Origin of the sequence: Rhodococcus sp. 11-3 (assembly GCF_023704055.1) — a bacterium.
In the GTDB taxonomy this organism is placed as follows: domain Bacteria; phylum Actinomycetota; class Actinomycetes; order Mycobacteriales; family Mycobacteriaceae; genus Rhodococcus; species Rhodococcus aetherivorans.
Genome location: NZ_CP080406.1, coordinates 3,505,772 through 3,522,032 on the forward strand (window position 1 = coordinate 3,505,772; position 16,261 = coordinate 3,522,032).

Sequence of the window (16,261 nt, forward strand, 5' to 3'; positions counted from 1 at the left end):
CCGATGCCCCACTTCGAGCTCGGGCTGAGCGAGAACCCGTTCCCGCCGTTGCCGTCGGTGCTGGCGGCGCTGTACGAACAGATGGCCCGGGCGAATCGATATCCGGAGTTTCTGCCGCAGCGGCTTCCCCGGATCATCGCCGACCGGGTCGGTGTGGACCCGGAGCAGGTGGCGGTCGGTTCGGGCGCGACGGGGGTGGCGATGCAGATCATGCAGGCCGTGCTGCGAAGCGGCGAAACCATGGTGTTCGCGAACCCGACGTTCGACGGTTATCCGATCATGGCCGACATGTTGGGCGTGGAAGCGGTGGCGGTACCGCTCGATCATGGTGGTCGCCAGGATCTGTGTGCGATGGGCGAGGCGGTCGACGACCGGACCGGGCTGGTGGTGGTGTGCCGGCCGCACAACCCCACCGGCACCCTGGTCTCCGCGGCCGACCTGGAGGTGTTCCTGTCCTCGATTCCGCGGCAGGTGGTGGTGATCCTCGACGAGGCCTACGTCGAGTTCATCGACGCCGCCGACGCGGTCGATGTGCTCGGCCTCATTCGCCGCTACCCCAATATGCTGGTGCTGCGGACGTTTTCGAAGGCATTCGGGCTGGCCGGGCTGCGCATCGGGTACGCATTCGGAGGGCGGGAGCTGGTGGCGCGGGTGCGGCGCCGGCAGCTGCCGTTCGGGATGAGTTGCGCGGCGGTGGCGGCGGTGACCGCCTCCTATGCGGCGGAGGACGAGCTGCGGGACCGGGTCGCGCGGATCACCGCCGAACGCGAACTCTTGTGGGTGGCGTTGCGGCAGAACGGGGTGCATGTTCCCCGCAGCCATGCCAACTTCCTCTACCTGAACGGGTCGCGCATCGCACCGGCGCTGCAGCGTGCCGGCATCGTGGCAAAACCCTACGCCGACGGCAGCGCCCGCATCGCGGTGGGCGATCCCGCCGCCGGCCGCGCGGTGCTGCGGGCACTGCAGGCGATCTGAGGGCCGCGGTATGTCGACGATGTTGCCGCGTGCCTCGCAGTTACGTGCGGCCGGGCGCGGTGCTGTTCGCACGCTCACCGCCGGGGCCGATCCCGATCGCTATTTCCGGTGGCGGCGCGACCGCGACGGTGACCCGTTCGAGGTCCGGTTTCCCGGCTTCACGCCGATCCTGTTCACCGGACATCCCGAGGGTGCCCGAGATATCTTCCGTGCGCCCGTCGATCTGGTCGAGCCCCCGACACCGAATCCGATCGCGCCGCTGGTCGGGGACGCGTCGCTGATCTTGATATCCGGAGAGCGGCACCGCCGGGAACGGAAATTGTTGACACCACCGTTCCACGGGCAGCGGATGCGGGCATACGGCGAGATCATCCGCGATTCGACCCTCGATGAGATCGCCGACTGGACTCCGGGACGCATCGTCGACTCGCGGTCTGCCCTTCGGGCCATCACCCTGCGCGTGATCCTGGAGGCGGTGTTCGGGCTCACCGGCGCTGAACGCCCGGCCGAATACATCCGGGTGGTCGCCGATTTCCTCGCCGCCTACACCGGCCCGCTGATGTTGGTTCCACCGCTGCGCCGCGGTGTGTTCGGACACGCGCCCTGGGATCGGTTCGTCCGCGCCCGCGACGAATTCGATGCGCTGCTGACCGAGGACATCGAGCGCCGGCGCGCGGACCCCGAGGACGGCCGGGTGGACATCCTGAGCATGCTGCTCGCCGCGACCTACGAAGACGGGTCGCGGATCGACGACGGCGAGCTGCGCGAGGAACTCCGCACATTGCTGGTGGCCGGGCACGAGACCACCGCGACCTCGGTGTGCTGGGCGTTGTTCCATCTGCACCGCCACCCTGAGGTCCGCGAGCGGGTGATAGCCGAGGTGCGGGACCTGGGCGCGACGGCGGCGCCCGAGGACCTCGCTCGGTTGCCGTACCTGGACGCGGTGTGCCACGAGACGCTGCGGTTACACCCGCCGGTGCCGATCGTGCTGCGCCGGCTGACCGGGCCGCTGCACGTGCGCGGCGTCCCGGTAGCCGCGGGCGCAACGGTCGGTATCGCCCTGCCGCTCCTGCATTCGCATCCGGATGTCTGGGAACGACCCGACCGGTTCGATCCGGAGCGTTTCGTCGGGCGGCACTACAGTCCGTTCGAATTCGCGCCGTACGGCGGCGCGCATCGACGGTGCATCGGGTTCGCCCTGGCGGAGTACGAGATGCCGATCGTGCTGGCGACCATCCTGTCGCGGGTCCGGCTGGCTCTGCCGGAGCGGGCCCTACGCCGGCCGCCGCCGGTGTCGGTCCCACACAACATCGCGACCGGGCCGCGAAGGCCGATCATGTTCGAAGTGTTGGGCCCGCGGCACCAGGACGACCGTTCGGACGGGTCGTCGGTCCCGCACGGTCCGGGGTGATGTCGAGCGCGGCGGCGCCCGGTGTTCCGGGCGGGGATGAATCCGATTGCCGACGATCGAGAGCAGGATCGAGATGAGCACCACCACCGACGGCTACCCGGCCGGGCCCGGGTCGCAACGCCCTCGCCATGGTGCAGACTGCGGCGCTCACGGCGGCGCCGGTAAACGCGACGACGAGCCGCGACACGCGGCATCGGAGGAACAACAGCTCACCACCGCGCACGGCAAACGATCGCGAAGGAGCGACGACGTCATGGTGACACGGCTCGCCACCCTCATCGTCGACCGTCCCCGCCGGGTTCTCGCCGGCGCCCTGGCCTTCCTGGTGCTCGCCGGTGTGTTCGGCACGGGTGTCTCCGCCGAGCTGAAGGTCGGCGGTTTCGACGACCCCGGCTCGGAATCGTCTCTGGCCGAGGCCTTCCTCGACGAGCGCTTCGGCGGCTCCACACCCAACCTGGTGTTGCAGGTCACCGCCCGCGCCGGCGATGTGAACAGCCCCGAGGTGATGGCCGCGGCGCAGCGGCTCGAGCGGCGGATCGCGGCGGAGCCGGAGGTGACCGAGGTCGGCTCCTACTGGACCACGCGGCTGCCGGATCTGCGCAGCACCGACGGCCGGTCCGGGCTGGTGCTGCTGCACGTCGGCGGCACCGCGGAGCAGGCCGCCCGGCACACCACGACGATCCTCGCGGAGCTGCCCGAGGACCCGGCGGTGCGGGTGGCGGCCGGGGGCAAGCTGGGGCTGACCGACGCCCTCGAGACCCACGTGGCGCAGGACCTGAAGCTGGCCGAATCGATCGCGCTGCCCGCGACGCTGCTGCTGCTGATCATCGTGTTCGGCAGCGTGGTGGCCGCGCTGCTGCCGCTGAGCCTGGGCGTGGCCTCGATTCTGGCGACGATGCTGGTGCTGTTCGTGCTGGCCCAGGTCACCGACGTGTCCGTCTACGCGCTGACCGTGGCCACGGCATTCGGGCTCGGCCTCGCCATCGACTTCGGGCTGCTGCTGGTGTCCCGGTTCCGCGAGGAGCGGGCCGCCGGGCATCCACCACGGGAAGCGGTGATCGAGTCGGTCGCGACGGCCGGCCGCACCATCTTGTTCAGCGCGGCCACCGTGACGGTGGCGATGGGCGGGATGCTCGTGTTCCCCATCTACTTCCTGCGGTCGGTCGGGTTCGCGGCGATGGCGGTGGTGGTGACGGCGGCCGTGAGCGCAGTGGTGGTGCTGCCGGCGATTCTGGCACTGCTCGGTGGGCGAATCGACTCGTTGGCGGTGCGGCGCCGACGCGACCGGCTGGCGGCGGATTCACCGTTCTGGCGTCGCACCGCGGCGGCGGTGACGCGCCGACCGGTGCGCGCCGCGCTGCCGGTGCTGATGCTGTTGCTACTGATGGGCCTTCCGGTCCTGCACGCCCGGTTCGCGACCCCGGACGAGCGAGCGCTGCCGGTCGATTCGGCCGCGCGTCAGGTCACCACCGCGATCCGGGACGACTATGCCGCCGACAGCTCGGACGCGGCGATCTTGGTGGCGCGCAACGACGCGGCGGCGCTCGAGCGGGTGGCCCGCGAGGTGTCCGCGCTCGACGAGGTGGCCCGGGTGGACGGCGCCTTCGGCCGCTACCAACACGGGATGCTGGTGGCCGGTCCGGGACCGCAGAGCGCGCGCTTCACCGCCGACGATGCCGGGTACGTGCTGGTCGAACCGACGGTGGACGCGCAATCGGAACCGGCCCAGGACCTGGTGCACGAGATCCGGGCGCTGCCGGCGGTGGCCGAGAACCGCGTTGCCGTCGGCGGCCCGACGGCGACGCTGATCGACAGCAATTCCGCGATCGCCGGCCGTCTGCCGTCGGCACTCGCACTGCTGGCCGTGTCGACCTTCGTGCTGTTGTTCCTATTCACCGGAAGCATGATCGTGCCGATCAAGGCGCTGCTGCTCAACGTGTTCGTGCTCATCGCGGTGATCGGCGCGATGGTGTGGCTGTTCCAGGACGGGCACCTGGCCGCGATCACCGGCGTGACGCCCGCACCGCTGAACATCGGCATGGTGGTGCTGCTGTGCTGCATCGCGTTCAGCCTGTCGGTGGACTACGAGATCTTCCTGCTCAGCCGGATCAAGGAGGCGCGCGACGGCGGGGCGGGCACCACCGAGGCGACCATCGAGGGCCTGGGGCGCGTCGGGCGGATCGTGAGCAGCGCGGCCGCCCTGCTCACCGTGACCTTGCTGTCCTTCTCGACCGGACTGTCGTTCATGCAGATGTTCGGGATCGGCACTGCGCTCGCCGTACTGATGGACGCCACACTGGTGCGCGGTGTGCTGGTGCCGGCGTTCATGCGGGTGGCCGGCGAGTTCAACTGGTGGGCACCGGGACCGCTGCGCCGACTGCACGCGCGGATCGGGGTGCGCGAGTCCCCGAGGTCGTCCGCTCCCGCAGGGTCGCGGCCAGGCAGCTGAACGTTCGGGTCGGCTGCGGCGTGCACGGGCTGCGCCACCAGCGGGGACTGTCCAGCGGCAGCGTGCCGAACAGCGTCCCCATCACGATGGTCCAGGCTGTCCCTGTGCCGCCGCGGGATTTCGCAGGCCGGGCACGCGAGCTGGGAGGACAGCGCGGTGGCGACCTGGTGTTCGACCACGGTGTCCTGCACCGCGGCGAACAGGTGCTCGGCCCAAACATCGCGGTCGAGGGTTTTCCCCGTCGCCGGTCACCGTGCCCATGCCGAATGATGTTCTCCACGTCAACCACTCGTGCCGGGTGCAACACCCGCCGAAACACACCACGAGAAGAACACCTTGAACAAGAAAGTGCTTCGCGCAGCGATGGCCGTTCCCGAGGCGATCCATCCCGTCAGGCTCGGCCCGCTTGCTCCCGCATCCGCGCCGTTGTTCAGCGTGCCGGTCGTGGGCGCCGTCCCGCCCGACGTGGCGAGGTTGCCGCGGAAACAGGAGTCGACTACTCGTTACCGCCACGCGGTGAAGTGCGACGGCTTCGTCAAGGATGCTCTCCCCATACCCGATATGAGACCGGCAAGTGCGTCGCAGAATGCGCCGATGAAGCGAGGCTTTTCATGATCGAGGACGCAGCGATCACCGAAGCCACGAGACGGTTCACCCCCGGCTCGTCGCCGAACAGGCTCGCCCGGCAACGTGCCCGCCATCGCCCGGTCCGGCCGCCGACTGCACGATCCGTCCCGTCCCCACCCGTGACCCTTTCCCTCGGTGTGGAGATTTGCAGCCGTCGGTACTTCGTGGAATCCATAGTGTCGGTCTCGGTTCCACGGTGAACCGCCGACAACCACCGACCTGATACGCGATAGTTGCCAGGAGCTGGAGATGAACCCACTTGCGTGCCCCCAATCGGACGAGCGATCGATCACAATCGAGTTCGACGAGCTGCACAACGAGATCGACCACATCGACGCGGAAATTCTCGCGGCGGTCGTCCGGCGCACGGAACTCTCTCGGAGAGTTGCCGCGGTCGAGCGGGCCTGCGGCGTCACCGGCACCCCGTACAAGCGCGACCTCGCGGTGATCCACCGCTTCGGAGTGCTCGGTAAGGAAGGCCACTCGCTCGGCAGCCTGCTGATCCGGCTGGCGCATCCGCGCAACCACCGCTGAACTTGCCACCCCAAACCCGACAAGAGGAGGACTTCCGATGAGAAACATCCGACTCAGAAACATCCGACGTGCCGGGTCGGTGGCAGCGGCAGCGGCGCTCGGTCTGCTGGCAGTCGGCACTGCGTCCGCGACCCCGCCGGTCGCCACACCCGAACCCGGCGGGGTCATCCGCATGGACCTGGCACCAGGGGAAACGTGGGAGTGCGAGGGATGGAGTCTCGAGCCGCCGTACCTACAAGTGGTCCCGGACTTCTACAAATTCGAGACCGGACCGAACCCGATCTTCTTCCGATACACACCCGGTACCCGAGCGTTCATCCAGTGCATCGGCACGGGTGCACCGTACTACTACGTCGGCCCAATCGTGACCGCCATCCCATAAGTTCGCGCACGCACTGTCAGCTTCGCTGATGGCCGGCTGCTGCGGATGATCTCGCCGCTCGTGCTCATCGATGTCCTCGATGAGCACGAGGCCCGGTTCTTCGGCCAGATCGGTGCCGCCGCCCTCGCGACCTACCAGCCCGGTACCGCAGGAACGGTGAGAGCGGCGCCCCTGCCCGAGGTGGCTGACGAGCTGACCGAGTGGGGTGTCTCGAGAAGGACGAGGTCCGTGCAGGTCGAAGGGCCGGAGCCGGTAGCGCGAAGCCGGGGCCGTCCCCCGCCTGGAATCGGGTGCTGTCCCGGCAACCGCGTCGCCAGGGGAGGCAGTCGAAGCGCCCTTGACGACGACCACGGGCGGGGTGGATCGCGTACAGCGCCCGGCGGTGATCACACGCAGTCCTTCACGCTGTCCCGGAAGGAGTTGGCGAGCTGCGTCCGGGAGCGGACACCAACCTTGCGATAAACCCGTCCCAGGTGCATCTCGATCGTCTTGACACTGAGGAACAGCTGCGTGGCGATCTCACGGTTCGTGCCACCGTTTGCAGCAAGCTGGGCCACCTCCAACTCCTGTGCGGTGAGCGCGTCGGCAACGCTTCCACTTCGCGCCTTGGCTGGTTGCCCGGCGGCGGTGAGTTCGGTGGCCGCCCGCGCCGCCCACAGGCGGGCCCCAATGCGCTCGAACCCGTCGAGTGAGCAACGAAGATGCTCGCGCGCGTCGCGCCGACGACCCGCCCGACGGAGCCGTTCGCCATAGCACAATCGCGTGCGGGCCGCATCGAACGGCGACGGGCACCGAGCGTGGAAGGCGAGTGCCCGCGAAAAGAACTCGTCGTAATCCCCATCGCCAGCTACCAACGCCATAGCCCGCCAGATCAAAGCACTGAGCGCCGGAGGCAGCGTCAACCCTGCGAATCCCCCCAGCTGATCTCGCATTGTGGCGCTGATGTCCGCACCGACCCGAACGTAGGCCTCGATGAGATCCAGGGACGAGACTCGCACCACCATCGGGTCGCGTACATCCGGCTCCGGGCCTCGATTGACCTCTTCGAGGTATGGAATCGCCCGATCGGGTCGGTTCAGGCTCAGCTCGAGCAGGCCCAATCCCTCCAGCGCCACGTGATGCATCACGCCCAAGCGGGTGACCTCACGCTGTCGCAGCGATTCTGCAGCATGAGCACGGCAGGACTGTTCGTCACCAACTTGCGCTTCGAGCAGCGCAAGGCAGCCCAGCGCCGGACACAGCGTGAAGACGTCACCGATACCGGCCGCCAGTTCGGCCGCCTCCGCAGCCGCGGACCGGCCCGACTGCAGCCGTCCTCGCCTACTGTCGGCGAGCGCTGCAACATGCAGCGCCAGCGGTAGATGGCCCAGCGCGCCGCTGCGCCGTAGCTGATGAAGCAACGGATCGAGGAACCCCCGCGGATCGATCTCCTCGCCGTACCAGGTCACACCACTGAGCGCGCCGACAAGGACCCACTCGATGTCGGGCTCACCTGCCGCAGGCTTCCGGGTCGACGCGGCCGCCTCCCGCATCCACCGCATGCCGTCCGACTCCTGGCCCATCAGTGTCAGAGCGTTCCCGATGACGGTCTTGCTCAGGAGTTGGGTGTTTCCGTCGGCCGGGGAAGCTGAGTGGGCGGCCTCCCGCGCGAGCGCACAGGCGCCCGCGGGATCACCCGCTGCCAGCGCTCCAATGGCAGCCGTGGCCCGCAACGAGGCCGCCCGCGCGGGGTCTACCTCGCTGACCGCAACCGCGCCGGCCTGCCACACCATGCGGGCGACGCTGGCCCGTCCCGTGTGAAGTTCAATTCGACCGCGCATGTCCGCGATGTCGGCATGCAGGACGGGATCGACCGTATACTCTTCGGACTTCCTCAGCAGTCGCAGCGCAGTGTCAAGCTGTCCCGCGGAGTGCGCCGCGTTCGCGGCGGCACAGAATCGGCGCGCCTTCGAGGGGCCGTCCCTGGAGAGTTCAGCGGCGCGCTCGAGCGCCAGAGCGGCGCCGGCATAGCCGCTGCGTCTCAGCGCATGGTCTGCAGCCTGTTCGAGGGCTCGAGCGGCGGCCTCGTCAGGCCCCAGAGCGGCCTCGGCGAGGTGCCAGGCCCGGCGTTCCGCCTGTGACGGCGCCGTCATGACGGAGGCAACAGTTCGGTGGAGTGCCCGTAATTGGCCCGGTGTCAGATTGGTCAGTACGGCAGTACGCAGCAACGGGTGCACGAAATGAACATCGGCGACCTCGACGGCGACCAGCCCGTTGTTCTCGAGCGATTCCAGCGCGGCACAATCTCCAGGTTCCGCCGCCAGCGCGGCGAGCACCACCTCGAGGCCATCACCGGCGGCGACCGCGGTGATGCGGAGCGCGTGCAGCGATGCACGGTCGAGGGCGGAGATACGCGGGCCGAAGATGCGTGATGCGGCGTTCTCCGCCGAGAATGGCGCTCGGAGCGGGTCGGTGCCGGTCAGCTCAGCGCGGGTGAGGGTGCCGCTGACCTCATGCAATGCCAGTGGGTTGCCTCCGAGTTCCGCGGTAAGCGCGCGCACGACCTCCTCGGCGGGTGCAGCCGCGAATCGGGCGGTGAGCAACTCCGCGGCGGAATCCTCGTCGAGCGCGCCGATGTTCAGCTGCTCGATGTCCGCGAAGCCTCCGACGTCGCGCGTGGCGATCAACAGCACGAGTCCCTCGGCCCGCAGTCGGCGTGCAGTGAAGGCGAGTGCCTCGGCGGTGGAGACATCCAACCATTGCGCGTCATCGACGAGCACGAGAGTCGGGGATCTCTCGGCCGTCGTCGCGAGCAACTGAAATGCCGCCGCGCACACAGCGAAGCGGTCACGGGGTCGTTCCGCGCTGAGCGTGAGCGCGCAGCGCAGGGCGTCCGCCTGAACGGCGGGCAGCGAACCGAGCCGATCAAGGACGGGCGTGAGCAATCGTCCTAGCGCTGCGAACGGGAACATGGTCTCCGCCTCGACCCCGCTCACGGACAACACTCTCAGTGTGCGAGCGCCGTCGCGGGCGTAGCGCAGCAGGCTTGTCTTACCGATCCCAGGATCCCCGGTGATGACGAGCGCGGCGCTCGCCCCCGTCAGGGGTTCCGCCAACAACTGATCAATTCGTGCGCATTCCGGCCGCCGCCCGAAAAGCACATTGGAATCGTTTGGGGTGCCGCTCGAGGCGTCGTCGAACACCCGATTGTGCCGCACCATGGTCGATTCGTGCATTGCTCCTTCTCGCTCCTTTATGAGTTCTAGGAAGTTTTCAAATCGACTCGATCAAGTCGTTCCCGGAGCGTTTTCGGTTCGAGAACTCCACCGGAATGGCAGCACCGTCACGCCAGCCGGATCGGTCCGCAACATCTTGTAGCAGTACATCCTTTCGCGGCCCACGGCCGGATATCCGAGCGGCCGCTCGAGGAGACCGTCATGCACGGATACCGACATCAATTGATGGACTTTGTTCGACATAGAGGCCGTTCGGACCTCCACATGGGGCCGTCCACCCAGGTCACGAGCGCGTAACCGACGTCGTCCACGCCTCCCCGATGGCCGTTCATTTGTTCCAAACTGAGATTTGCCTCCTTGTCTATCTTCCGCTCGCTCGACCACCCGGAAACCCACCCTGGGTGGGCAATCGATCCACCCTCGGTGTTCCGTGCGGTCCGGCGCAGTCGCCAGTGAGCGATGTCATCTCTGCCCGATCGTGTGCTGGCGCAGTCGCCACCAACGATTCGCAGCATGTTCATCCGACTCGCGCGTCGTACAATCTTGCAGATTGCGCCGAAAAACGGCGCGCTGTCCGGTGCACTACTCGCGCAGCGGGCGCACCGCTTCTGCCGAGGCGTTCCAGCACTCGATTCGAATTCGAAGATTATCGAGCTCATACATCAGTCAGTGATCGCCGCAACGGACTCCGATTGCACCGCGCGTCTGCTACTTCGTCCGCCGTGGTTGTTGTGCGCTGATCGAGTAGTTACTGCACCACCTGATCGTCTTAGCTCGGGAGACAGTAAGCCCGAGTAGTCGGCTACTCCATTCCCTGAGCTTGATTTTTGACCTGTGCGGTTTACACCGGCCGGTTCCTGCATGTCGGTTCTGACGCGTTTGCCCGCGTGGAAATACGGAGCGGGACGGGTGTTCTTCGAGCCGAAGGGTCGTCCGGGACCGGGCCGGGAGGGTCTCGGCGCACCGGCCGGAGTGGGCATCGTCCGGCAGATGCACCGACACCCGCGACGGACCCGGGCCAGGGTCAGCCGGCCCGGAGGCCGCGGTCGCTCCCAGGGTCGGCGCAGGTCCTCGGCCAGGGGCCGGGCGAGCCGCAGCTGGGCATGCGCCACGATGACGATCCAGGTCCAGCGATCGGCCGTCTCGGGACGGCGGATCGTCGGCGCAGTCCACTCCGACGCCTGCTTGAACTTCTTCGAAGGTGTGCACGAGGAAAGAAGCGGCGCAGAAACATCTGCCACAGTCCGTCGACGTGGTCACCTCCTACGGTGGGGTCCGAGTACCACAGCCATACCGGGGCCGGGTGCCGGTTCCGGGCAGATGGCCGACGGTCAGTGGGATTACCGTGCCCTCGACGATCGGCAGTGCTCCGGGATGCTCGGCCCACACCCCTTGGTGGATGAGCCTCGGGTTCAGCTGATTCCATGCGGAGGCCGTCGCCGTTCCGTACCGGCCGGTGACCGTGCTCGTGGTGGCCGCGGGTGTGGGCCAGCTGCTCAGGTCGGCGAACCGGAACTGCGGGCCGTGCCGGGGTGGCGCCGGTGCGGCCCGGCGGCAGCGCCGGGAAGCACGACACGCGGTCCCCGCGCATTCGGCCCAGGATCCACCCCGGAAGGTCGGTGAGGGCGACCGCCAGCCGAGGCAGGTCGTAACCAGCGTCGAAGATCAGGAGGATGTCCGGGTCACCGTCGCGGTGCTGCCCGGCCGCTCGCAGACGCTCGACCACGCTGCGCACTTGTCTTGCGGTGACGAGTGTTTCATCGTCGTCCGGCTGCAGGCGGACTGCGTCGAACACCGCCGTCCACGAGGTGCGACCCGGCTCGAGCGCGGCGACGAACGAGTACTGCCGGCCGGGGATCAGCTGCGCCCGTCCCGTGCCGCGCCCGTACACGTGGCGGAACGTACGCTGTGGGCTCGTCGGGCATCCGGGCGCGGCCAGGCCCTGACATCGACGGCCAACACGATCGCGCCCTCGCGGTCGCGTGGGATCGACTCGGCGGCAATCATGTTCCGTAGACGATCGATGTCGAATCCGCCCAGGCCGTCGTACAGGGCGCCGTGACCGCGACGGCGTTCGGGTGTCAGGGGCAACTTGACGAGGGTACGGACCGCACCGCCGGAACACAGCACCGCGTCAGTCAACTCGAACAATGCGTCACGACGAGTGGTCAGGCAGTCGTAGAACCGGCCCCGGAACGCCGCCAGGTCGATACGCGTATCGATTGCTCGGCTGCTCGCCGACGGCCCGCACGTCGGGCACACTGATGCCCACGGCCACCATGTGTCCTCGTCTCGGATGTTTCTGTGGAAGGAACCCCAAGATGATCGGGTGGTAACCGTCGCGAGTCGCCGCGACACGCCGAACAACACCGGCCCCTACAGTCGCAGCAGGTCGCCGAGGTGAAGAATCGAGCTCAGAGTGCATCCGAGAACGCTACGAGCCGGTGGCGAGGCATGTGAAGTGTGGGAACAGGTGAACTCCTGGTCAGTCAAGAGTGCTTACGTCACGACCCGACCAAGAGTTCACTGGCCATCATCGCTCATCGCGCCGTGCCCGTCATGCCCCACCCCGGACACGACCCCCGGACACCAGTGCGCGGTGTACCGTCGTCGTCGCTCACCGACGCCCAGTGGGCGCTGCTCGAGCCGCCCGTGCCGCCGCCGGGCAACATCGACGGCGAGGGCGACGACCCGACCGCCGGGACCCGGCGTCACCGCGCCGATCGGCAATGTTCGGTAGACCGAAAACAAGTCTGCGAGTAGCCTGGCGGACGGGTTCCCCGAGGCGCACGGAGGTCGAGATGACGACGATGGATTCGCCCACCCCCACCCGCCGCCGGCCCGCGTCCGTCGACGTGGCCGGAAGCGCATGGCCGCTGTACAAGCTCGAGGCACTCGTCGCGGCCGTCCTGGTCCTCCTGGCGCTGTTCGCGATCACCGCGGATGCGCAGACCGCCGTGCTCACCGCCGCCGCGACCGCCACCGTCGTCTGGTGGGCCCGCCTGCTGCACTACCGCCGCGACACCTGACCGCAGCGACACCCGACCGCAGCGTCGTCCGACTGCAGACACCGTCGGCGGGTCAGGTCGCCAGGCAGGCCGGCCCGAGCAGAGCCTTGAGATCCCCCATCAGCGCCGACGACGGCTCCACCCGCAGGCTGTCGTCCACCTTCAGCACGGTGACCTTGCTGCCGGAGATCAGCCGGACGTGCACGTCCGAGGTACCGGGGTGGCGGGTGAGCACGCTCTTGAGCGCCCCGACCTTGTCGGGGGTGCACAGCCGGGTCGGCATCGACACCGACAGCGGCTTGGCCACCCCGACCTGCGACAGGTCGGGCACGGCGAGATCGTTGGCGATCAACGAGATCCGGTCGTCGCGGATCGACACCCGCGCCTTGACCAGCACCACCGAGTCCTCGACCACGTCCATGCCGTACACCGAGTAGGACTGCGGGAAGAAGAGCACCTCGATGCCGCCGGCGAGATCCTCGAGCTGCGCCGACGCCCAGGTCAGACCGTTCTTGTTGATGCGGCGGTTCACCGACGCGAGGATGCCGCCCACGGTGACCTGGGTGCCGTCCTTGATCGCGCCCTCGAGGATGGTCGGGATCGCGGTGTCCGACTGCTGGGCGAGCACGTGCTCGACGCCGTTGAGCGGATGCCCGGACACGTACAGGCCCAGCATCTCCCGTTCGAGGGCGAGCTTGTGCTTGGTATCCCACTCCTCCTCGGGGATCTTCACGTTGAACACCGAGGTGACCGACTCGTCGGCGTCCGCGCCGCCGAACAGGTCGAACTGCCCGATCGCCTCGGCCTTCTTGGTGCCCATGACCGCGTCGATCGCGTCGGCATGGACCAGCATCAGGCCCTTGCGGGGATGGCCGAGCGAATCGAACCCGCCGGCCTTGATCAGCGACTCGGTGACCTTCTTCGAACATGCGAGCGCATCGATCTTGTTGAGGTAGTCGGAGAAGTCGGTGAACCGGCCCTTCTCCTCCCGCGCCCGGATGATGGACGCCACGACGTTGATACCGACGTTGCGCACCGCGCCGAGGCCGAACCGGATGTCCTCCCCCACCGACGCGAAGTCGACCCGCGACTCGTTGACGTCGGGCGGCAGCACGGTGATGCCCATCTTGCGGCAGTCCGACAGGTAGACCGCAGCCTTGTCCTTGTCGTCGCCGACGGACGTGAGCAGGCCCGCCATGTACTCGGCGGGGTAGTTCGCCTTGAGGTACGCCGTCCAGAACGAGACGAGGCCGTACCCGGCGGCGTGCGACTTGTTGAACGCGTATCCGGCGAACGGAAGCACCGTGTCCCACAATGCGGTGATCGCGGGCTGGGAGAAGCCGTTGTCGAGCATGCCCTTCTGGAAGCCGCCGTACGCCTCCTCGAGGATCTCCTTCTTCTTCTTGCCCATGGCTCGCCGTAGCAGGTCTGCCTGTCCGAGCGAGTAACCGGCCACCTTCTGAGCGATCTGCATGATCTGCTCCTGGTAGACGATCAGGCCGTAGGTGTCGGCCAGGATGTCCTTCAGCGGCTCCTCGAGCTCGGGGTGGATCGGCTTGACCTCTTGCCGGCCGTTCTTGCGGTCGGCGTAGTCGTTGTGGGCGTTCATGCCCATCGGGCCGGGCCGGTACAGCGCGAGCACGGCGACGATGTCCTCGAAGCCGGTCGGCTGCATCCGGCGCAGCAGATCGCGCATGGCGCTGCCGTCGAGCTGGAACACGCCCAGGGTGTCGCCGCGGGCCAGCAACTCGTAGGTGGGCGGATCCTCGAGCGGCAGCGTGTCCAGGTCGAGGTCGATGCCGCGGTTGTTCTTGATGTTCTCGATCGCGTCACCGATGACGGTGAGGTTTCGCAGACCGAGGAAGTCCATCTTCAGCAGGCCGATGGCCTCGCACGACGGGTAGTCCCAGCCGGTGATGATCGCGCCGTCCTGCGCCCGCTTCCACAGCGGGATGGCGTCCATCAGCGGCTCGGAGGACATGATCACCGCGCAGGCATGCACGCCGGCGTTGCGGATCAGGCCCTCGAGGCCGAGCGCGGTGTCGTAGATCTTCTTCACGTCCGGGTTGGATTCGATCAGCGCCCGGACCTCGGCGGCCTCCTTGTACCGCTCGTGGTTCGGGTCGGTGATGCCCGACACCGGAATGTCCTTGGCCATGATCGGCGGCGGCAGCGCCTTGGTGATCTGGTCGGCGATCGCGAAGCCCGGCTGGCCGAACTGCACGCGCGCCGAGTCCTTGATCGCGGCCTTCGTCTTGATGGTGCCGAACGTGATCACCTGGGCGACCTTGTCGTTGCCCCACTTCTCGGTCGCGTACCGCACCATCTCGCCGCGGCGGCGATCGTCGAAGTCGATGTCGATATCGGGCATGGACACGCGCTCGGGGTTGAGGAACCGCTCGAACAGCAGGCCGTGCGGGATCGGATCGATGTTCGTGATGCCCATGGCGTAGGCGACGAGCGAACCGGCGGCCGAGCCCCGACCCGGACCGACCCGGATACCCACCTCGCGGGCGTGGTTGATCAGGTCGCCGACGACGAGGAAGTACGCCGGGAAACCCATCTCGCAGATCACGTCGATCTCGTAGTCGGCGCGGCGCAGGTATTCGTCGGGCGCGCCGTTCGGGAAGCGGCGGTCGAGGCCGCGCATGACCTCCTTGCGCAGCCAGCTCGCCTGCGTCTCCCCCTCGGGCACGGGGAAGATCGGCATGCGGTCGCGGTGGGTCCATACCTCCTCGTAGGACTGCACCCGCTCGGCGATGAGCAGCGTGTTGTCGCACGCGCCGGGCACCTCGCCGTCCCACAGCGCCCGCATCTCCGCGGCGGACTTCAGGTAGTAGCCGTCGCCGTCGAACTTGAAGCGGGTCGGATCCGACAGCGTCTTGCCGGTCTGGATGCACAGCAGCGCCTCGTGGTTCTCGGCGGCATCCTTGGTGACGTAGTGGCAGTCGTTGGTGGCCAGCGGCGGGATGCCGAGCGTGCGGCCGATCTCGAGCAGGCCCTCCCGGACGCGGCGCTCGATGGACAGGCCGTGATCCATCAGCTCGAGGAAAAAGTTGTCCTTGCCCCAGATCTCCTGCCACTTCGCGGCCGCCTCGAGCGCCTCGCGGTCGTGGCCGAGACGCAGCCGGGTCTGGATCTCCCCCGACGGGCAGCCGGTGGTCGCGATGATGCCCTCGGCGTGGTGGGCGATGAGGTCCTCGTCCATCCGGGCCCACTTGCCGAGCTGGCCCTCGATGGAGGCGAGCGAGGACAGCTTGAACAGGTTCCGCAGTCCGGTGGCGTTCTCGGCCACCATCGTCATGTGCGTGTACGAGCCGGAACCGGAGACGTCGTCGGACTTCTGGCTCGGATCCCCCCACTGCACGCGCTTGGTGCTGAACCGCGACTCCGGGGCGATGTAGGCCTCGATGCCGATGATCGGCTTGATCCCGAACTTCGTCGCGGCGTTGTAGAACTCGCTGGCGCCGTACATGTTCCCGTGGTCGGTCATCCCGACCGCCGTCATCCCCAGCCGCTCGGCCTCCTTGAACAGGGGACCGACCTTCGCGGCGCCGTCGAGCATCGAGTACTCGGTGTGGTTGTGCAGATGAACGAACGAGTCAGCCACGCGTGCCTCTCCCGGAAGGTCTGTGAGCATCCCGAGTGTAGGCCTCCCCG

At 67.9% G+C, this 16,261-nt stretch carries 8 protein-coding genes; 5 read left to right on the plus strand and 3 right to left on the minus strand.

The window, feature by feature from the left end:
* Window positions 1–3: 3 nt before the first annotated feature.
* The 4 genes from KZJ41_RS16410 to KZJ41_RS16425 all read left to right on the plus strand — a co-directional run bounded on the left by KZJ41_RS16410 (window position 4) and on the right by KZJ41_RS16425 (window position 5,996).
* Window positions 4–975: an aminotransferase class I/II-fold pyridoxal phosphate-dependent enzyme gene (locus KZJ41_RS16410; protein ID WP_373566483.1), complete on the plus strand. Its 972-nt coding sequence runs from the start codon at window positions 4–6 to the stop codon at window positions 973–975.
* Between the two features lie 10 nt (window positions 976–985).
* Window positions 986–2,386, plus strand: coding sequence for a cytochrome P450 (locus tag KZJ41_RS16415; protein ID WP_168579741.1), 1,401 nt, complete (start codon window positions 986–988; stop codon window positions 2,384–2,386).
* Window positions 2,387–2,459: 73 nt separating this feature from the next.
* Window positions 2,460–4,835, plus strand: coding sequence for an MMPL family transporter (locus KZJ41_RS16420; RefSeq protein ID WP_251549299.1), 2,376 nt, complete (start codon window positions 2,460–2,462; stop codon window positions 4,833–4,835).
* An 876-nt stretch (window positions 4,836–5,711) separates the two neighbouring features.
* Window positions 5,712–5,996, plus strand: coding sequence for a chorismate mutase (locus KZJ41_RS16425; protein WP_251549301.1), 285 nt, complete (start codon window positions 5,712–5,714; stop codon window positions 5,994–5,996).
* Window positions 5,997–6,764: 768 nt separating this feature from the next.
* On the opposite strand, the gene KZJ41_RS16430 is transcribed toward KZJ41_RS16425, so the two are convergent.
* Both KZJ41_RS16430 and KZJ41_RS28520 read right to left on the minus strand, forming a co-directional pair.
* Complete coding sequence (locus KZJ41_RS16430) at window positions 6,765–9,593, minus strand: LuxR family transcriptional regulator (protein WP_251549303.1); 2,829 nt, start codon at window positions 9,591–9,593, stop codon at window positions 6,765–6,767.
* 1,857 nt (window positions 9,594–11,450) lie between these two features.
* Window positions 11,451–11,963, minus strand: a complete 513-nt coding sequence (locus KZJ41_RS28520) for a transposase (protein WP_306430601.1) — start codon at window positions 11,961–11,963, stop codon at window positions 11,451–11,453.
* A gap of 431 nt (window positions 11,964–12,394) precedes the next feature.
* Here KZJ41_RS28520 and KZJ41_RS16440 point away from each other — a divergent pair, with 431 nt between their 5' ends.
* Entirely contained in the window at window positions 12,395–12,622 is a 228-nt protein-coding gene (locus tag KZJ41_RS16440; RefSeq protein ID WP_102799770.1) for a hypothetical protein, read from the plus strand.
* A 52-nt stretch (window positions 12,623–12,674) separates the two neighbouring features.
* On the opposite strand, the gene dnaE is transcribed toward KZJ41_RS16440, so the two are convergent.
* On the minus strand, window positions 12,675–16,211 hold the full coding sequence (dnaE, locus tag KZJ41_RS16445) for a DNA polymerase III subunit alpha (RefSeq protein ID WP_029544158.1): 3,537 nt from the start codon (window positions 16,209–16,211) through the stop codon (window positions 12,675–12,677).
* Window positions 16,212–16,261: the final 50 nt, after the last annotated feature.